13 protein-coding genes and 1 riboswitch are annotated in these 20,061 nt (G+C 37.5%); of the genes, 10 read left to right on the top strand and 3 right to left on the bottom strand.

The window, feature by feature from the left end; translation table 11 throughout:
* Positions 1–147: 147 nt before the first annotated feature.
* Positions 148–4,893 (bottom strand): chitobiase/beta-hexosaminidase C-terminal domain-containing protein, encoded by a 4,746-nt coding sequence (locus MM236_RS03560; protein ID WP_241273554.1) that lies wholly within the window; start codon positions 4,891–4,893, stop codon positions 148–150.
* A 171-nt stretch (positions 4,894–5,064) separates the two neighbouring features.
* A riboswitch (TPP riboswitch) is annotated at positions 5,065–5,157 on the top strand.
* Between the two features lie 79 nt (positions 5,158–5,236).
* Between MM236_RS03560 and thiM the strand changes: the two genes are divergently transcribed.
* From thiM to tenA, 4 genes are read left to right on the top strand one after another with little or no spacing between them, the layout of a single operon-like run.
* On the top strand, positions 5,237–6,028 hold the full coding sequence (gene thiM / locus MM236_RS03555; protein WP_241273553.1) for a hydroxyethylthiazole kinase: 792 nt from the start codon (positions 5,237–5,239) through the stop codon (positions 6,026–6,028).
* Complete coding sequence (gene thiE / locus MM236_RS03550; protein ID WP_241273552.1) at positions 6,028–6,672, top strand: thiamine phosphate synthase; 645 nt, start codon at positions 6,028–6,030, stop codon at positions 6,670–6,672. Before thiM ends, thiE begins: the two co-directional genes overlap by 1 nt.
* A 2-nt stretch (positions 6,673–6,674) precedes the next feature.
* Positions 6,675–7,502: a bifunctional hydroxymethylpyrimidine kinase/phosphomethylpyrimidine kinase gene (thiD, locus tag MM236_RS03545; protein WP_241273551.1), complete on the top strand. Its 828-nt coding sequence runs from the start codon at positions 6,675–6,677 to the stop codon at positions 7,500–7,502.
* Complete coding sequence (gene tenA, locus MM236_RS03540; protein WP_241273550.1) at positions 7,489–8,145, top strand: thiaminase II; 657 nt, start codon at positions 7,489–7,491, stop codon at positions 8,143–8,145. Before thiD ends, tenA begins: the two co-directional genes overlap by 14 nt.
* A 31-nt stretch (positions 8,146–8,176) precedes the next feature.
* On the opposite strand, the gene MM236_RS03535 is transcribed toward tenA, so the two are convergent.
* Positions 8,177–9,340: a hypothetical protein gene (locus tag MM236_RS03535; RefSeq protein WP_241273549.1), complete on the bottom strand. Its 1,164-nt coding sequence runs from the start codon at positions 9,338–9,340 to the stop codon at positions 8,177–8,179.
* 425 nt (positions 9,341–9,765) lie between these two features.
* Here MM236_RS03535 and MM236_RS03530 point away from each other — a divergent pair, with 425 nt between their 5' ends.
* The 4 genes from MM236_RS03530 (at position 9,766) to MM236_RS03515 (ending at position 16,678) form a co-directional block, all read left to right on the top strand.
* Positions 9,766–14,061: a T9SS type B sorting domain-containing protein gene (locus MM236_RS03530; protein ID WP_241273548.1), complete on the top strand. Its 4,296-nt coding sequence runs from the start codon at positions 9,766–9,768 to the stop codon at positions 14,059–14,061.
* Between the two features lie 165 nt (positions 14,062–14,226).
* On the top strand, positions 14,227–15,555 hold the full coding sequence (locus tag MM236_RS03525) for a Gfo/Idh/MocA family protein (RefSeq protein WP_241273547.1): 1,329 nt from the start codon (positions 14,227–14,229) through the stop codon (positions 15,553–15,555).
* A 191-nt stretch (positions 15,556–15,746) separates the two neighbouring features.
* Entirely contained in the window at positions 15,747–16,082 is a 336-nt protein-coding gene (locus MM236_RS03520) for a zinc ribbon domain-containing protein YjdM (protein ID WP_241273546.1), read from the top strand.
* Between the two features lie 179 nt (positions 16,083–16,261).
* Entirely contained in the window at positions 16,262–16,678 is a 417-nt protein-coding gene (locus MM236_RS03515; protein ID WP_241273545.1) for a LytR/AlgR family response regulator transcription factor, read from the top strand.
* Positions 16,679–16,689: 11 nt separating this feature from the next.
* Here MM236_RS03515 and MM236_RS03510 read toward each other — a convergent pair whose 3' ends face one another.
* A complete protein-coding gene (locus tag MM236_RS03510; protein ID WP_241273544.1) occupies positions 16,690–17,910 on the bottom strand; it encodes an S-adenosylmethionine:tRNA ribosyltransferase-isomerase in 1,221 nt (406 codons plus the stop codon).
* Positions 17,911–18,024: 114 nt separating this feature from the next.
* Between MM236_RS03510 and MM236_RS03505 the strand changes: the two genes are divergently transcribed.
* A complete protein-coding gene (locus MM236_RS03505; protein WP_241273543.1) occupies positions 18,025–19,110 on the top strand; it encodes an o-succinylbenzoate synthase in 1,086 nt (361 codons plus the stop codon).
* A 36-nt stretch (positions 19,111–19,146) separates the two neighbouring features.
* Positions 19,147–19,983: a mechanosensitive ion channel family protein gene (locus MM236_RS03500; protein ID WP_241273542.1), complete on the top strand. Its 837-nt coding sequence runs from the start codon at positions 19,147–19,149 to the stop codon at positions 19,981–19,983.
* Positions 19,984–20,061: the final 78 nt, after the last annotated feature.

Raw genomic sequence — 20,061 nt, 5'->3', positions numbered from 1 at the left:
CCCATGGAAAACAGTCAACACTCCAAAGCAATCAAATCAATAGTCAAACAATGTAATGATTGGTTACAAGGGAGCATTCAGATACAAAAATTTAAAAAGGCCATGTTTTTCAACATGACCTTTTTAAATTGATTAACGCGTGTTTTTCTAATTTACCAACAATCTTTGGACATTTCTATTTCCAGATTGATCGATGATATAGAAAAAGTACACACCCTTCGAAAGACTAGACAAATCGAACTGTTCGATAACTGCACTGGACATTCTTGATTCTATCAAAGAACCAGTGGCTGTACGCAATTCAATTATATTTGCTCTATCACTTCCCTCGATCAAAACGTTGACTGTTCTTTTTGCGGGGTTAGGGAATACAAATATTTTATTGAAAGCCACTTTTACCGGAAATTCGAATATGTCCGACTGCGCTTTGCAACCATCTTGAGTGAAAATTTCAACTTTATAACTCCCTTTTCCTTGAATCACAATATTATTGATTGATGTCGTCGCAATCAAGAAGTTGTTCTTGTACCACTTGTAAGTATATGGACCTTCCAATGTATGAAGCCTTCCAGTGTCGAAAGTTATAAATGGCTTAGGTAATGCCGACACTGTGATTAGAACTGATTCAGTCGCGGTAGGTTCGCAAGATTGGGATCCTAAAATAGCCCTTACCAATGCATCAGACTCCAAGTCCTCAACTTGAATGCTTGTAGCATCAGCAGAACCTTCTAAGATATTCCAAGTCTGACCTGAATCATAGGAAATCTCCCAGCCAACAACGCTATCAAATAGCCCTCCAACAAGCATAAATTCGATTGGATTACCTCCGCCACAAATCTCAGTATCAGAAGCAACTACTGTAGCTGCCTCCAAATTACATTTGAATGTAAACCTTGTTTTGATAGGTAGGTGATCTGAAGTAGTGTTGTCAAAATTCGGAATCAAATCATATGGGGCTACAATTCTTTCTGAATTTACAATCCAATTATCAAGCAACTCATTTGATATGATCTGATGGTCAATTACATTTTCAAATGAAGGGAATGTACGAAGCCCTGCATTGCTCAAACTGATAGTGATTGGGATGTAATTCTCCGGATCGTTGATGTAATTGATAAATGAAGTTTCAGCGGTATTTACCGTTGGTGCAGTCTGATCAGCTACAGTTTCATCTAAATCATCATTGAAATCTCCCAAGATTATCAGAGGAACATCACTGTAATACATATCAAGTGAATCTTTCAAAACATTGATATCATACTTCCTCATGGCATATCTAGGATTGGCAGCACTTTCTCCTCCACCATTAGATCTAGTATGAACATTGATCAAATTGATGTTTTTCTGGACACCATTGATGTTTGTACGTACTTCAAATAGATATGGAAGTCTTCCGCTAGCCCAGAACCTGTCGGCACCTGAAGGGTATCCAACCAAATCTGCGGGATTTACATCTTGAAGAAGAACTCTTGTAGTTACAGAATCGACTGTAGCTGTTTTGTATAGGTATGTCAGCTTTTGGGCTTGGCTGAAGTCTCCAGCTTGAGAAACAGCCGGTGAATTGAAGCCTCTATAGCCAGGAAGTGCATCTGCCAATTCATAGAATTTGTCCAGATCAGTTATTTCCTGGAAGGCATAAACATCGGCATCTAAGTCTTCAATGATTGTTTTGACATTTTGGAGCTGAAGGTCCACATTTGTAGGGCCTTGTCCTGAATTGGATGATCCAAACCACTCTACATTCCAATTGACTACATCAAAAGTTTTGTCTTTTTCTATCGTAGCACCTGTCAAATATCCTCTGGATTCATTGATGTCACCACTTTCACTAAGGAAATCGATAGGGCTTGCGAATGCTCCATCTTGTGTTGGTCTGAATCTGATCGTCACAGTATTCAGGTTTGCCAATTCTGCTGGAGTATAAGTCAAAATGTTCGAGAAGTCAGTTCCATTTTTAGAGAATTCAAATGCTTCACTTGCAGAGATGTTTAAGTTGTCTGTAGCATTTGACAAGCTGAAATTGAATGTTCTGGTAATTGCAGAAGTTGTACTTATTCCTGTAATTCCAAAATGATAGTAATCCACATTTCCAATGCTATTTGAGAAGAAAGGAGAAGCAGGAATGTCTGAGCTGAATAGTTCAAAATCATCCAAAGTCCATCTCGCAGCACCACTCTCTGGCGCTGAATTGTAAACAAATGCAATTCTTACATTCTGACCCAAATAAGCTGATAGATCGATTTCACCAGAATAAGTCCACTGATCCGCATTGGCAAATCTATCACTCAATTCAGTCCAAGTAGCATCGTTCGGATCTCCATTTTCGTAATCTGTAGAAATCAATAATTTCAATCTCGGTCCTTGGAATGCAACTCTACTCCAGAATGACATCAATGGGATATTGAATCCTGTCAAATCATAACTTGGTGTGATGATCCAATCCTCATTGAGTACTGCTCCTCCTGCGAATCCATTGATTTGAAGTCCTGACGGGGCAGAAGCTGTAGGTGTGGTTCCAGCCCTTCCAAAAGTAGTGCAAGCCCATACTTGATCACCCAAGACACTGATTGCTGACCATCCTGACGGAAGGTTAGGGCAAGATGCATTGAAGTCTTCAGTAATATTGAATGGATCAAAAATACTTGCAGATACAGTCAATGACACTGGTAAAGTACCCGCGGTTTGTTGTGTAATTGAGCTGTTGAAAACACCTTCTGCTGAATTGTCAACTGTCACGAATATAGTTTGTGAAGAAGCTAAATCTTCAGGTGTGAAAACTATAGAACTTGCGAACTCCACACCATCTTTTGAAACACTGAATGGTGAAGGGCTACTGATGGTAACATCACCTTCCAGGTTACTTGCAGATAACTCATAGCTTGATATTGGTGAAGCATCTGCTAAGCTCACTATTCCAAAATCAAGCGTAGTTGGATTTACGTTCAAAGTTGGAATAATTACACCAGCTGCATCTTTGAAAATGCCGGAGAAAGCTACAGGGAGTGATCCTTCTGATGAAAAATAGTTTGTAACTCTCAAAGTTCCTCCAGCCGCTACTGAACCGCCATTGGCTGACATATCACTTGTGGAAATAATCCTGAACTCGACTTCACCTGAAAGGTTTTGCAAGCCAGAAAGATCAATGATTTGGTTGACAAAAGAACCAGTATGGGTCCATTCTGCCAATCTAGAAGTGTAGCCGTCTCCGCTGTAAACCAAAGCCAAATCCCTTGGGCCTGTATTTGAAGAAGTAGAACCCAGTTGTAATGCAGATAGGTCCACCAATTTGTCAGGTGCGACCGTAAATCCAAAACTGAAATACCTATTTTCCCCAGCATTCCAACCATTGGAACTGATGGAGTTTCCCGCAGAGGTAGGGTTGATTCCAGTGCCTCTGGCAAAACTACCAACAAGTACTCCAGAAGCTAAAGTGTTTCCTTCAGTGAATGCTTGGTTTCCAGGTTGACCTGTAAAATCCCAATTGGCAAATTCAATTGGATCTAGACTCACTGGTACAGATACTGCCAAATTAGTCAAACCAATCTGACGACTTCCACCACCAGCATTGAACCCCCTGTCTGATGACCAAGTAATGTTGATCAATTCACCAGGAAGAATGCTTAAATCACTGATTAGTGCTGAAACAGATTTATCGATGCCATCGGCTGTACTGTATGATAATTCTGTGAACTCTATACCATTTATCGTTACGGTCCACTCAGGGAACCTAGTTTGGTCTATTCTACCTACTTTTCCTTCGTAAGAGATCTCCAATTCAGTGATTGTTAAACCAGTCGTATTTTCTAAAGTTAAGCTTGCATCAAGGGTTCCAGAAGATCCAGTATGTTGATACCCCAACACGTCAACCCCTCTAAATCCACCGGCTGTGCCAGTGCCAAAAACTCCATTATAGTTCAAAACACCACTTTCAAATGACCATTCATCATCTGCTCCAAAGCTAGTTACTGGGTTGGATAGACTTACAAATTGTGCAAAATCTTGACTGTAAGGAATTCCACCGGCAGGTATCTGTGGAAGTGAAATGGTAAATGTAGCCGTTGCAACCTCACTTACATCGAATCCTTCTTTGAATGCGATGGCCGAAACTACGGTGCTTTCTTGGATCAAAAGTGGGGCATCGTATTGCTGGCTGCCAAGATTTGGACTACTACCATCCAATGTGAAGTAAATTATTGCATCTTCAGTTGTGGAAGTTAGAGTTACCAACTGTGCCTCTTCAAATGATCCACCAGCAGGGTTGAATTGTGGTGTAGCTGTTTGGGGAAGGGGTTCAGATGAGGACGGGATTCCACTGATGAAAATCTCATCAATAGCACTGGTGCCTGTGTTTGCGATGGTGCCTCCATTTGCAGAAATATCAGAAATCAATATAGATCTGATGTAAATCAATGGAGAATTATTCAAAGCTGTTGGTAGAGATAAGTTGTTTAAAACTCCAGAAGTGAAATTGTTACCAACTGTGATTGTACCAGCGTCAATATTGATCCAGGTACTAGCATCCAAGCTGTATTGAAGTTGGAAATCTCTTGGGCCAGTGTTTGAACTTCTTTGCTTCAGTGATATGGCAAGGTTTTCAAATCCAAGAGTATTGACAGAGAATTGCCAATATTTCTCAGTGGCAGTGCCTGCCCATGAACTTGAGGTGATCGCTCTGCCAGGAGAGCCTGCGATATATCCTGCAGGATTTGCACCTACAAGTGAGATCTGTTGTACTCCAAGGTTGTTGGAGTTTCCTTGGTCAGCAAGAGTAGATTCTTCTCCTGCTACCGTTCCAAATGTCCAGCCTGCTAAGGAAACTGTTTGTGCGTTTAGCGCAACCATTCCCATAAATAGCCAAGCGAACAATAATGTCTTTTGTAAAGATTGTTTCATGTAAATTGGATTAGATAATTGGTGATTTTTTAGGGTGTTAATTTAAATAGGCATATAAATGTAACATATAGAACTTAAAATGTTCTAATGATTATTGTTATGAAATGATTAATACTCAAAACTTATATCCATATTAATTTTTTTTGATAAGGATTAGCAATAATTTAGCATGTGAAACTTTGGGGGTGCCTTATCGGGCTGAGATCATACCCTTTGAACTTGATCCTGGATGATACCAGCGGAAGAAAAAGTTATTTCAACTTTGTGCCAACATTGATTGAGCTTTTCTTTTACCAACTTTGATTGTTGGACTCTGAAGTTTTCGAACCTAAAACACTACGAAATGAAAGAGTCAATAATTCAAGCATTTAAAAATTTAAGAAAAAATCCCCCCTTAGTTCAAAGTATTACAAACTATGTAGTCATGAACAATACTGCCAATGCATTACTTTCATTGGGAGCATCACCAATCATGGCACATGCGAAGTCAGAAGTTGCCGATATGGTTTCTATTGTGAATTCTTTAGTTATCAATATTGGGACTTTGGATGAGTATTGGGTAGATAGTATGCTATTGGCAGCTGAGAAGGCTACCCAATTAGGAAAATCATGGGTATTGGATCCAGTTGGAGCTGGTGCTACTCGCTACAGGAATGAGACTATTAGTGAATTGCTAAAACACAAACCAAGTATTATCAGAGGAAATGCATCAGAGATTCTTTCCCTAGCTCGTGTCAATATCGAAAGTAGAGGAGTAGATAGCAGTCATGGTTCCGAGGAAGCAGTTCAAGCAGCAGTCAGCCTTTCCAATGAAATTGGCTGTGTGGTTTGTGTATCAGGAGAGAAAGATTACATCGTAGAAGGTGAGAGAATAGCCTCTTTGGCAAATGGAAATGCATTGATGGCAAAAATAACTGGAATGGGATGTACGGCTTCTGCGATAGTAGGAGCTTTCGCTGGAGTGGAAAAGGATTTGTTTTTGGCTACCACATCCGCTATGGCTGTTTTGGGAATAGCAGGTGAAATTGCAGCTGAAAAGGCGGATGGTCCAGGAACCCTGCAATTGTATCTGTATGATGCTTTATACAACTTGGTAAGCGAGGAATTGAGGGAAAGAATCAAAATTGAAATCTGATGACTATCGATTTTCCATACAAACTTTATTTGGTGACAGACGAAAAAGCCTGTCTTGAGAGAGATTTTTTTTGGGTGGTTGAAGAGGCGATGAAAGGTGGGGTAGATATTGTCCAGTTAAGGGAAAAAAAACTCTTTTTAGATCAATTCATCAAAAAAGCGGAGAGGTTGAAGGTAATTTGTGACGAATACAAAGTCCCATTGATTATCAACGACAATATTGAAGTTGCTAAGCATGTAGGGGCTTTTGGAGTTCATATTGGCCAAACAGATACACCTTTGGAGCAAGCTAGAGAAATCTTGGGCGAAAATTTCCCCATAGGTCTGTCTGTGGAGACTTTTCGGGATTTAGAAAAGCCAAATATAGCAGAAGCTTGGTATTTGGGAGTAAGCCCGGTATTTTCCACTCCTACAAAAGAAGATACGATTTCGGAATGGGGACTGAAAGGACTTGCTCAGTTGAAATCTATTACTGAAAAAAAACTGGTTGCAATAGGCAATGTAAAGACTCAAAATGCTACAGAAATCATCAAGTTTGGAGCGGACTGTCTTGCTGTGATTTCTGGGATTTGCAGTGCACCGAATCCTGCAAAGGCAGCTGAAAAATTTAGGCTGGAAATTGAAAATGGTTTAAGGTTTAGGTAATTATGAAAGAATATATTGCAGTATTGAGTATAGCTGGTTCAGATAGTAGTGGAGGTGCAGGGATTCAGGCAGATTTAAAGACTTTTGCTGCTTTGGGCTGCTATGGGATGACAGTCATCACCGCTACGACTGCCCAAAATACCAAAGGTGTGACAGCTATCCATAGTATTCCACCCATGCATATAAAAGAGCAACTTCTAGCTATTATGGATGACATCAAACCCAAAGCGATCAAAATCGGGATGCTTGATAGACCTGAGGTTGTAGAAGTTTTGGTTGAGATATTGAGCTATTATCCGCAAATCCCAATAGTTTTTGATCCAGTGATGGTATCTACTTCTGGCTTTAAGTTGATTCAGGATGAAACGATAAAAGCCATCCGACAAAAACTATTTCCTTTAGTTTCCTTACTTACACCAAATATGGACGAAACTTCGATTTTGTATGGAAAGGAAGTCAATAATTTGGAATCGATGAAAGAAGCAGGAGAGTATTTGTTGCAAGAGCTTCCCGAGGCAATTTTGATCAAAGGAGGGCATTTGGATGAATCAGTAATTCGAGATCTTTTATACTCCAAATCAAATGGGTTGAAAGTCTTTAAAAGTGACAAAATCAATTCCCAAAATGTGCATGGCACAGGATGTTCGCTTTCTGCTGCAATTGCAGTGGGGTTAGCCTTGGGAAAAGACATGGAGGATGCTGTAGATTTTGGTAGAGATTATGTGAACAAGGCTATCTTTTATGGTAAAGATATAATAACCGGCAATGGGAATGGGCCACTAAATCATTTCTTCAATCCCCAAAAACAAATAATCAATGAAATGGACTGATAAAGCATGGACTCGAATAGCTCCACATTTTGATAGAATTATCAACTTGCCTTTCAACCAAGAGCTTCTCCAAGGTAGTTTGTCAAAAGAGCGATTTAAGTTTTACATGGCTCAAGATGCATATTATTTGGGAGAATTTGGGAAGGCTTTGAGTACGATTTCCGGAAGGATGAAAGATTTGGATCAAGTTCTGGCTTTTTCCCAATTTGCTTCTGGAGCCATAGTGGTTGAGCGAGCGCTGCATGAAGGGTATTTCAAAGTATTGGGGATTCCCGATCAAATTGAGCCTTCACCAACCTGCCTTCTTTATACAAATTTTCTCCTGACGAAATCGGCTTATTCAAATGTAGAAGTCGCGGTGGCGGCTGTTTTGCCCTGTTTTTGGATTTATAAGTTAGTTGGAGATCACATTTATTCCCTTCAAGATGGAATCGGAGATAACCCATACAAAAACTGGATAGATACTTATGCAGGAGAAGATTTTGCAAAATCTGTAGCACAAGCAATAGAGATAACCAATCAACTGGCCGAAAATTCAAGCGAAGCACTACAAGAGGAGATGCTGGAGGCTTTTGAGATGGCTACCAAGTTGGAATGGATGTTTTGGGATTCTGCATACAGATTGGAGAAATGGGAGATTTAAATACTTGAATTAAAGGAATCAATAAAACTCTTTATTTATTTGACTCCTTTAATTCATAAATACTATAAGAAGTAAATTCTTCTTCAACCTCTTCATTAGGATTATCTTTGACTAATAATCTGTTTTTTTCAAAGGAAAACAATAGCTTACCTTCAGGGGGACTGATTTCACCACTGAGAAGAACACCATTCTTGATCACAAGCATCTTGATTTTATCGCTTGCTGATCCGTTGATTGAAAATTGTTTCTCCTCAGTATTTCGACTTTCATACTCAGTTCTTGTGACTCCCTGATAGTACTTTACCAGCCAAATGTCTTCACTCATTTTGTAAATTGACTGGTTTCTACCAGCCATGGCCGACAGTTCTTTGGTTCTTGGATCATCCATTGCAGTTCCAATTGGTAGTGGATCATATGTTATAAACTCACTATGTTCAATTGGTATTTCTTTTTTCAAAGTATAATCATTTATATCATATACTTGAATATTTTCTGCTAAATTCTGTAAAACGATAAGCTCATTATCTTCTACAAAAAAGGATTTCCCCATCAAATCCATATATATGTTTTCAGTCTTTTTGTAATATGAATTTGGTTCATAAGGTACTATCGATTTTATACTTCCTGACCCAGATGAAAGTAACATGAAATTCTGCAAGGTGTCTCTACCTTCTTCATTATAAATCAATAAATGTGCAGAGAGAAAAGTGGTAGGACCTACCAAGTACTGAGGCTCACCATTTTTTATAGTATAAGCTGTTTTTCCCAAAGGTAAATTAGTTCTAACGGGAAGGGGTGATAAAAATCTAATATTTTCAATTTGATTATAATCCTTGTCATAAGTAAGCAATTGGAAGGGTAGTTGAAATACCCTTTTTCCATCCGGGCCAAAACTCAATCCTAAAGGATTCCATCTCCCAAGTTTTCCCGGACCATCTCCACTCAAATTGATTCTTTTTTGGATTTCACCGGTAGGTGATATTTCTAAAATATCATTTTGGACTTCACTAAAACCAAGAAAAATATTCTCTGAATCACAATAATCAGTGATCTGTACATTCGTAAAATTATCTACAGCAAATGAATCTACTTTGACTAATTGATAAGCATGTACGTCTGTTGATTTATTACTTTCTTCATTTTTTCTGCAAGAAAAAAATGCAAAGATTATAATCAGGCAATAATAATTTTTCATAGTTTAAAATTCTTTTTTTAAATATGATAAATAATTAGTTGAAATCAAAAAGATCTACTGGTGGGGAATTTTTAATTAAATAAAATGGCTGATTTTTATTGTTAAAAGTAATAATTAGGTAAACATTTAGCGATTAAAAAAACAACTTGCCAAATCTATTTTACCCCCTGAAAATCAGTGTTTCGTAAATTGATTTTGCAGTTTTAAACATTTTTAAAATTATTAAGTGATCAATGTTTTTTTGTAAATAACTATTTGTTATTTTCATTGCGAAAAACACCCAATATTAGATCGTTTACCCAATAGTCTATCTGAAATAAAGGTTTCAATGAATAAGTAAGAGTCCCTCTTTTTACTTCTAGTTCCTCGAAGAAAGGTCGCCTATATGCATAAAAGTATTTCTTAACCAATTTCAGAGAGCTTCGATGAGAATTATAGTTCGTAGGTTTCATTTGTGTATTGCACTTGATAGGTATGTAATCGCCTTATTTTTATCTTTATTTTTACTCCTTCTTCTAAGTCCAAATTCTATTGCCCAAAATGACAACCGAGTTCCTTTTCGTCATAAAGTAGGTAACCCTGCTCCAGATGGGAATCTGTATCGGATCAAAGGTGACTTTTCCATTATAGGCAATTCAAACCTTACATTGGAAAACTATACAGATTCAACTGACAATTCAGCAAATTTTGTAAAATTCACAGATGTAGATAATGATATTCAAACATTAAACTCTTCCAGCGCTACTCTGAAGTTTTCGGAAGAAAATAATGCTGATCCTAATTGTTCAGAAATCTTGTACGCAGGGTTGTATTGGTCAGGAAGAGTGGGGGTGGATAAGGGGCTGGTTTTCGAGGTGACAAAGGACATCATTCCCGGTGAGGAAGTTATACTCAATGACCAAGAGCAGAAAGTAGGTTTTTTGGAAGAAATAGACTATCTCAATCAAACTCTGAATATCGACGAATATTATGATGGTATTGGCTCTGCTTACCCTCATTTTTTTATTGGAAATTATTTCTCTGAATTTTATCTTCAAATAAGGTTTATCAATCAGAATGGTGGGGAAGTCCAATTTTCCTTCAATGATGCTGAATGGCAAACAGTACAGAATTTAACTCTTTCTTCTGAAAACTCTATTCTAACGGCTACATTCGATCCAATAGTTTTCGTCCAAGATAATATTACATTTTCTATAGGAAAACTAAGTAAACTGCAATACGGTCAGGCAAATAGTGGACTTCTGGAAAATACGCACATGTATGTTGTCAAAAATGGTGTTTATCAACCCATGTTGCCATACACTTTAGATTTTGATAAGCGGAAAATAAAACTCAAAGGTCCTAATGAAGCTGAATATACCGAAATCACAGCCGATGGAAATGCTATTTTGTACCCACAAGATGAATTGGCAAATATCTATGTGGGGTATTCTGATGTGACTCAATATGTAAAGCAAAATGGATTGGGAGAATATACTGTAGCAGATATTGCTTTGGAAGAAGGTCGAAGTGACAATGTTGGTTTTTTTGGACATTGGGGTTTGATCGTTGTGTACCAAAACTCCAAAATGAATTGGCGTGATGTCACGATTTTTGATGGTTATTCATTTGTTCAGTCTTTAGATGGCCAAGAACATGTTGGGGAAGTGGAAATTGACGGTTTTGGAGCCGTCAAAACAGGACAAGTAGCCCTCAAATTAGGCTTGATGGCTGGGGAAGGAGATAGGTCAGTCGGAGGTGATTTTTTGGAAATCATCAATAGTGAGGGCGAATGGGTCAGGCTAAACCATCCTTTAAATACACCTGAGAACTTCTTTAATTCTACAATCTACACCCCAGTCCAAAACTCATTGGGAGAATTGGTACCAACACCAAGAAATCCAAATTTCACCAATAACATCGGGGTAGATATATTGCAGTGGGATATTTCGAATCCTGGAAATTCAATAATTACAAATGATCAAACTTCTACGAGATTCCGGTTTGGTACTAAGCAGGATCTTTACACCATTTATGCCTTTGCATTTTCAGTGTTGAGTTATATACCGGAAGTTCAGGTGATCAATCAGGTAGAAAGCATTGATGACACACCGGTGGGTGTAGATCCTACAATAGAACCAGGTCAAGAAATCACATTTGCTGCAGAAATTAGGAACAAAGGATCTGAAGAAGTTTCAGAAACCAAAATCATTATTCCCATTCCTTTTTCAGCTTCTTTTGTCAAAGCGTTTACCACTCCTGAAAATTATGGGACTGTGAGTTTTGATCCTGATATGGGAATATCAGGCTCTTTGATTTGGGATATTGGTGATCTTCCCTTGATGGCTGATGCAGATGAGTTGATCGCCACATTGAAATATACCCTAAAAGTAACAGAGGATTGTGTGATTTTGGCCAATACAAGTTGCGAAGCAAATATTTCCATGACGGGAAGTGTATCAGGAGTTGGGAAAGTTTCAGAGAATGTTTTTACCAACTTGCCTTTTGTGAGCAATATCAGAGATGGTGAATGCATAGGAGAGGAGATTTTTGATCCTATCGAAATACCAATCGTAGGAAGAAATGAGTTCGTATTGGCGAATTGCACTGGAAGTGAGCAATTCGGGAACTTATTAAATGTTGATTTACCCGATTTTTGTAAAGGTGATACTCCTGCTAATCTTAAAGATCTTATTTCACCAAGTCAATCAGATTTTCAAGTGTATTTTTTTGAAAATGAAACAGGAGGTACACCAATACTGAATTACTTTGTCAATACAAGCGTAATAGGAACCTCTCAGATTTGGGTGTCCGAAGGTTTTGAAGGTTCTTGTACAGGGATTCGTATTCCTATCGAAATGGTGGTTTTACCAAAATCATCAGTACCTACTTCTTCCAATATTTTGGTATGTATTGGAGAAGAACCTCTTTTTTTTAATGTCAATCCAGATGAAGGTTATACACTGAATTATTATACTGACAACAATCCTAGTTCCACGGCTTTGGATTCTGTGCCCGTAATAAGCTCCAAGGTAGATGGTCAATATTCTATTTGGGTAAGCCAGTCAAAAGATGATGAATGCGAAAGTAACAGAAAAGAAGTGAGGATTCGAGTTTATGATTGTAGTTTGATTTCTGATATAAAAGTCACTATTGTTCCAGATAACCAAATTTATGAAAATGAAGGCCAGGTTGTCAATTTTCTTATAACAGTAGAAAATGTAGGTGATTTGGAATTGAGTAATGTTTTTTTGATGGAAAATTTAATGGGAAATAATTGGACGATTCCGAATCTGTCTCCAGGTGAAAAGATGGAATTTTCATTTCAATATTTCATTTCAGAAGAGAACATGCTTATTGGAGCTGTTGCGGTTCAAGCTTATACATCTGCCAGTAGCTTGGACAATGGCTTTATAGATGATTCAGATGATGCCACAATTTTTAAATTGCCTTTGGATTTCATGGACTATAAAGTTACTTCTGAGCCTGCTACTTGTATAGTTGGAATTGACGATATTGGAGCTATTATCGTTGAGTTTCTTCAAGGTCCTCAAACTGGATTTTTAGAAATAAGAGATTTGTCAGATATCCAATTGACACAAGTGCTTTTTAATGATACCAATCTCATAAAAGTGGAGGTACCCTCAGGTCAGTATAAATTGGTTTTGACGACGGCTCTTGGTTATACAGTAGAAGATTCTCAAGTATATAATGTAAGTGAAAAGGAATCTGTCAAATTTGATATTGTCGAATCAGTCTTTTCCTGTGACACTTATTCGTATTATCCTACTTCAAGTGAGGATTTAGTTTACGAAATTATTGGATCAAATGGTACAAGAATACCATTGAACTCAGATAAGCTTTTTGTCTTTACAAGGTCTGATTCTTACAAAATAATAGGAAAAGATCCTAAAGGGATTAAATGTCCTGTTGAAAAAAACATGATTGTAGAAATCCAAGAACTATTCCCATTGGAATTACAATTTTCTTCTTTTTGTCAAAATGATTTATTTACTGATATTGAGCTTTTGAACCCAGAGATTGGAGCGACGATAAAGTGGTTCACGATAGCCTCAATGGGCAACCTTCAGTTGTTTGAATTTGATGACAATCCAAAGCTTATGGTAGAAACCCCAGGTTTTTATCAAGTGATATTGACAAATTCCCAGGGTTGTGTCATTGGTAAAAGAGATTTTGAAGTGAAAAAGACTTTTTCTGATCCTCCTAAAATGAATGGACTGTATTCAATTTGCCCTACCAAAGAAGGCAGCCAAACAATTTCATTGGAAAGTCAATTTGTGGAAAACCATTGGTTTTTTGATGGTGAGGAAGTTAGCCAAGAGCTAGTCTTTTCACCCAAAGAAGAAGGTTTATACAGACTGGTCACGATAGACCAATCCGGATGTGAGTTTATGATGGATTTTGAAGTAGAAATCAATTGCGAGCCTACATTGAAATATTCTAATGCGATCAGACCTGGACATGATGGACATGGACTTGTGATTTTTCCTGACAATCTGATAGATGCAATAGAGATTCAGGTTTTTAACAGATGGGGCGAGCTGATATTTTTCTGTGAAGATAAACACCTGCGGTATGGTGAAAAATCTTCATGCTTTTGGGATGGTTTTGTTAAAGGGAAACCTGCCATAACAGGGAGTTATTCATTGTTGATTCGATACAAATTGAAAGAAGAAGAAGGCTATTTCAAAAAACATGATTTGCTATTCATAATCAATTAGGAGGAAGTGATATTAATAATAGTGTAAATTTCAGGCATTTGTTTTTTTAAAAATTGATAAAGTGTATATTTAACACTTGATGTTTTGAAGGTGTTTTGAAAAATGAAAATTCAAACATCTAATTCTCATCGATTTAAAATCATTAACCCTTAACCTAATTAACCTATGAATTCAAGAAGAAAATTTTTGCAGAAAAGTCTCTTAGCTACAGCCGGTATTACAATGGCAAATGTAGTGACAGCGGATCAGTTTTTTGGTAATTTGAAAAAAATCGGACCCAATGACCAGATCAATGTAGGGTTGATCGGATGTAAAGGAATGGGTTGGTCCAATGTCAATGCGATGCTAAAAATACCACAGGTAAACTGTATAGCGTTGGCAGATATTGATGAGAATGTGTTGAATCAACGATCTGAAGATGTAGTCAAAGTCCGTGGTAAAAAGCCAACGCTATATAAGGATTATAGAAAAATGCTTGAAAACAAAGATATTGATGTAGTGGTCATAGGTACCCCAGATCATTGGCATTGTTTGAATTTGATAGATAGTCTTTCGGCAGGCAAGCATGTATACGTAGAAAAACCACTTGCCAATTCAATAGAAGAGTGCAACTTGATGGTGGAGGCTACAAAGAAATATGGTAAGCTGGTTCAAGTAGGCCAATGGCAGAGAAGTGGTTCTCAATATAGCGAAGCAATAGATTTTGTCAAATCAGGACAATTGGGGAATATCAGATTGGTCAAATGCTGGGCATATCAAGGATGGATGAATCCCGTACCTGTCAAAGCCGATAGTGCTGTCCCTTCAGGAGTGGATTATGATATGTGGTTGGGCCCAGCACCGAAAAAGCCTTTCAATGAAAATAGATTTCATTTTAATTTTCGTTGGTTTTGGGACTATGCTGGAGGTTTGATGACAGATTGGGGGGTGCATGAGATTGATATAGCACTTTTTGCCATGGGGGTATCAGCACCTAAATCAGTAATGGCATCAGGTGGGAAATTGGCATATCCTGATGATGCTTCAGAAACACCAGATACTTTGCAGACCATTTATGAATATGAAGGTTTCAATATGCTCTGGGAACATGCTACAGGAATCGATGGAGGCAACTATGGCTATACCGAAGGAATAGCCTTCATAGGAAACAATGCTACTTTGGTCGTGAACAGAGGTGGTTGGGAAGTGATTTCAGAGAAAGAAGGCGACAAGCCAAAATTAGAAGCAGTAGCAAGGGTGAAGCCACAAGGAAATGCTCTTGACTTACATATGGTTAATTTCGTTGATGCCATTACCAATAATGATTCTTCAAAATTAAACTGTGGTGTGGAGACAGGAAGCGTTGCGGCGATCAATGCACATATGGGGAACATTGCATACAAAACAGGAGAAAAGATCTTTTGGGACGCAGATAAGGGTTTATTTACGAGTAAAGAAGCAAATAAATTAATAAAAGCAGAATACCATAATGGCTGGAAATTACCAAAAGTTTGATTTCATCCCAGAATGCTTGTTTAGAAAAATAGCTTTGCTGACATAAGCTAAGCAAAATAAGAATATATGTGTATCCGCAACAGACAAAGCCTTTTCTATCACAAAGGTCAAAGTTGCGGATACTCATTTAAAACACACTTCTAAATCCCATAAAAACCCAATTTTACCACAAGAATTTTTAACTTTGTGGCATGGAAAATATACCCGCTTGCCCTGCTTGCAGTTCACCTTATGGATATGAAACAGAAAATGGACTTACTTGTCCAGAGTGCGGTTTCGAGTGGAATATTGAAGAATTGGAATTAGAAGATGGTTTGGTGGTCAAGGATTCCAATGGTGCTATTTTGGCAGATGGTGATGCTGTTGTTGTTATAAAAGACTTGCCTGTAAAGGGTGCCCCAAAGCCCATCAAAGCTGGCACTAAGGTAAAAAGTATCAGATTGGTAGAAGGTGACCACAATATAGATTGTAAAATCGATGGTTTTGGTTCAATGGCGCTAAAATCAGAGTTTGTTAAGAAAGCATAAGTTTTTTATTGCTTTCGGTAATTTCCAACTCTCTTTTTTGATCAAAAACGTTACTTAGTTTAAGTTTTCTTTAGACTTTTCAAAACTAATAACCAAACTTCTTGTTAAAGAAAGGTAAGCTAATAACATGCATAACCCACATGGTGGCTCTACAGTTAACAATAGTTTAATTTGGTCAAATGAAAGAATTAATAAAAAATTATAGCAACGAAAACAATGGATCTTCTCTAGAAAATTTCAATGGATTGGAGTCTGAGTTACTGATCAAAGATGCCATTTTTGTAAGAAGCAAAGGAAATCTTGTGAAAGTAAAGTTTGAGGATATCCTTTGGATGAAAGGAGATGGGAACTATACAACCCTTGTTACCCGTACGAGTGTTTACTCACTTCGGAATATTTTAAAAGACTTCGAAGGGGTACTTCCAGAAGCTGATTTTATGAGAATTCATAAAAGCTATATTGTCAGGTTGGAGGAAATTGTCTCTATCAATCCAAGGGAATTGATGGTGGGAAAAGACCTTGTACCAGTAGGAAGAACATACTATCAAAACCTTACAAAAGGCATCATTAGATTGGGTTCAGGAAATGCTGATTGATCAAATTTGATTCATTCTCTCCAAAGCAAATTACTATCCCCATAACTCAAAAAACGGTAATTCTTTTCCAAAGCATCTTGATAGATTTCTTTCCATCTTTCTTTGGTAAATGCAGCGACAAGTAGGATCAGCGTCGAGCCAGGTTGATGAAAATTTGTAACAAGTCCATCACACACCTTAAAGCTATATCCAGGCATTATAAAAATCTCCGTGCTACCAGTTATTTCTTCCAGTTTGTTTTGATCCATAAATTCCAGAATCTTTAAAAAGCTCTCTTGTCTGGTAGGTAATGAATCAAATTCTTGATATGGATATAACTTTGGAATGAGAAATTGCATTACATCTTCAGTGATCAGTTGAACTCCAAACCAATACAAACTTTCTAATGACCTCATGGAAGTAGTTCCGACTGCAATGATTTTGTCAGTTTGTGAAGTTATTCTTCTGACAACAGATTTATTTACGACTACCTGTTCACTGTGCATGTTGTGTTCAGTGACATTTTCTGATTTGATAGGTTGAAATGTTCCTGCACTAACATGAAGAGTCAAAAAATCTTCTTCGACACCATTTTGCTTTAATTCTTCTAATATTTTGTCAGTAAAATGGAGTCCAGCTGTAGGGGCAGCTACTGCACCTTCTTTTTCGGAATAGACAGTTTGATACCTTGGTTTATCTTCTGCTGTAGGTTTTCTGTTGAGGTAAGGAGGGAGAGGAACTTCTCCTGATGCTTCTACAATAGATACAAATGGAATGTTTTCTGCCCAAGTAAACCTTACCATCCTTCTCTCTTTATCTATCAAAGCTGCCTTTAATTCGATGCTTTGACCTTGATAGATTACTTCTCCACTCAGAATTTCATCAGCTTTCCATTTCTTCAGATTTCCGATCATACATTCCCAAGCCACTGACTCAGTATTGATCATGACTTCGTTGATCACGGAAGTAGGCTCAATAGGCTTCAACAGAAAAATCTCAATTTTGGCACCACTGCTTCGCTGAAAAAGCAATCTAGCTGGAATAACCTTGGTGTTGTTGAAAATCATCAAACTACCAGAAGGTATCAGCTCAGTAATTTCTTTGAAATTCAAATGCTCGATCGTCCCGTTTTTAAAATGCAAAAGTTTTGAGTCTTCTCTATTTTGAAGTGGGAATTTTGCTATTTTCTCCTCAGGTAAGGTATATTCGTAATCTGATAACTTGAGTTCAGCTGTTGGTGTCGAATGATTCATAAAATCCTATTGGCTTTTGTTTTATTCAGAATGCAAATATAAAGCTTATTATTTCAAAGGAAATTTGAACTCTTGAATATTAATCTTGTTGGCCTTTTAGACTCTATGAAGCCCATGAAACAAATAGAAAATATCGTTTTTGAATTTAAAAAATATGTGTTGGATTTTAAATTCGACGCAGGTACTTCGCGAGGTGTTTTGAAGAAAAAAGAAACCTATTTGGTAAAAGCCTATTCAAAACTTTTCCCCCAAATTGTAGGATATGGGGAAGCAGGACCTTTGCCAAAACTCAGTTTGGATGATGTTTCTGATTTTGAAGAGAAAATCAAAATTGCCTGCCAAGAACTGACTCAAAGGAAAGTTTTGCTTTCTAAAGACAAGATTTTTGAATTTGTCCAAAGTCATATTCCCGAAAATTTTCCAAGTCTAAGATTTGCATTTGAGACTGCATTACTCGATTTGTTGCATGGTGGAGAAAGAATGGTTTTCGATACTGAGTTTGTCAGAGAGAGAAGACCAATTCCGATCAATGGTTTGATTTGGATGGGTGATAGAGGGTTTATGTTGGAGCAGATTGACAAGAAGCTGGAAGAAGGTTACGATTGTCTCAAAATGAAAATCGGGGCAATCGATTTTGATCAAGAATGTGAGTTGTTGGAGTATATTAGAAGTAAGTATGATCAAAACACAATCACACTGAGAGTGGATGCCAATGGAGCATTTGCTGCTAGTGAAGCTTTGGGGAAGTTACAGCGACTGTCTCAGTATGATTTACATAGTATTGAGCAACCTATTAGGCAAGGGCAGTTTGAAGAGATGGCGACATTGTGTGCCGAAACCCCAATACCAATTGCCTTGGATGAAGAGTTGATTGGAATCCACTCTTTGGCATCCAAAGAAAGTTTGTTGAAGTCAATTAAACCTCAATACATCATATTAAAGCCAACCTTAGTAGGAGGGTTTAAATCTTGTGACGAATGGATAAATTTGGCAGAAGGTTTGGACATTGGCTGGTGGATTACCTCAGCTTTGGAAAGCAATATTGGACTAAATGCCATAGCGCAGTATACTGCTACTTTTGATTCTGATATGCCCCAAGGTCTTGGCACAGGACAACTCTATTTTAATAATTTTGAATCACCTTTGTTGATTGAGACAGGAACTTTGGTTTACGATCAAACCTCAAAATGGGAAATTTGATTTAATTTCACCTTTATATTTTAAACACTCAATAAAATGCAAGAATCTTTTATGAATAGCTTTCGAGAGCTGTATACAGACTTGGTAGAAGTTACTCCATTTATACTAATGTCCATGTTGGTTTTTGTGATGGGCTTAGTATTTATCAAAAGTGTAAAAAGAATCGTGATTAGAAGGATACTATCAAAAGCAAAAGATCCGGTAGGGGCTAGGTTTGTGGCTGATATAGTAGTTTTTATGTTTTACATTATTTTGGTATTTATAGTGTTTAGAACTCTTGGGTTGAGTGCATTGACACAAACTATCATTGGAGCTGCTGGATTGACAACTTTTATCATTGGTTTTGCACTAAAGGATATTGGGGAAAATTTCCTTGCTGGAATAGTAATGATTTTTGACAGGCCTTTTGAAATGGGTGATTTGGTCGAAATAGATGGACAAGTGGGGAGGGTGATCAGAATTTCCATAAGGGAAACCACCCTAAAGACGGTTGATGGAAAAGATGTCTATATTCCAAATTCGGATATTATTAAGAAGCATTTTATCAATTATACCATTGATGATCAGTTGAGAGAAAGTTTTGAAATAACAATCAACAATAATAATGACATCAAGGAGGTAATGAATATGCTAACAGCAAACTTGAATACAGTACCAAATCTCTTGCCGCATAAAAGACCTTTTGTGTCCATCAAGAACTTCGACAATGGACATGTTCAGCTTGTCATCACTTATTGGTATTCACTCTTGGGTTCCCAGGCTAGAAATGCAAAGCTTAAAAATGATGTGATGCTAAAAGTTATAGAACAACTTAAAGAAAATAATATAGAAATGCCTAACCATATCATGGATGTGAACCTAACCAAAGACTGAAGGATCTTTTGAGATGTATCAATATCTCAAAAGATCAAAATCATGTAGATTACGCTGATTAAGCACATTACATCAGGT

Origin of the sequence: Belliella calami (assembly GCF_022549695.1) — a bacterium.
Classification (GTDB): Bacteria; Bacteroidota; Bacteroidia; order Cytophagales; family Cyclobacteriaceae; genus Belliella; species Belliella calami.
This window is presented reverse-complemented; position numbering and strand designations above follow the sequence as displayed.

Coding starts and splice junctions, on each gene's coding strand:
- MM236_RS03535 (WP_241273549.1), bottom strand. CDS start 9,340: ATGAAAAATTATTATTGCCTGATTATAATCTTTGCATTTTTTTCTTGC.
- MM236_RS03530 (WP_241273548.1), top strand. CDS start 9,766: ATGAGAATTATAGTTCGTAGGTTTCATTTGTGTATTGCACTTGATAGG.
- MM236_RS03560 (WP_241273554.1), bottom strand. CDS start 4,893: ATGAAACAATCTTTACAAAAGACATTATTGTTCGCTTGGCTATTTATG.
- MM236_RS03505 (WP_241273543.1), top strand. CDS start 18,025: ATGAAACAAATAGAAAATATCGTTTTTGAATTTAAAAAATATGTGTTG.
- thiE (WP_241273552.1), top strand. CDS start 6,028: ATGACTATCGATTTTCCATACAAACTTTATTTGGTGACAGACGAAAAA.
- thiM (WP_241273553.1), top strand. CDS start 5,237: ATGAAAGAGTCAATAATTCAAGCATTTAAAAATTTAAGAAAAAATCCC.
- tenA (WP_241273550.1), top strand. CDS start 7,489: ATGAAATGGACTGATAAAGCATGGACTCGAATAGCTCCACATTTTGAT.
- thiD (WP_241273551.1), top strand. CDS start 6,675: ATGAAAGAATATATTGCAGTATTGAGTATAGCTGGTTCAGATAGTAGT.
- MM236_RS03515 (WP_241273545.1), top strand. CDS start 16,262: ATGAAAGAATTAATAAAAAATTATAGCAACGAAAACAATGGATCTTCT.
- MM236_RS03510 (WP_241273544.1), bottom strand. CDS start 17,910: ATGAATCATTCGACACCAACAGCTGAACTCAAGTTATCAGATTACGAA.
- MM236_RS03520 (WP_241273546.1), top strand. CDS start 15,747: ATGGAAAATATACCCGCTTGCCCTGCTTGCAGTTCACCTTATGGATAT.
- MM236_RS03500 (WP_241273542.1), top strand. CDS start 19,147: ATGCAAGAATCTTTTATGAATAGCTTTCGAGAGCTGTATACAGACTTG.
- MM236_RS03525 (WP_241273547.1), top strand. CDS start 14,227: ATGAATTCAAGAAGAAAATTTTTGCAGAAAAGTCTCTTAGCTACAGCC.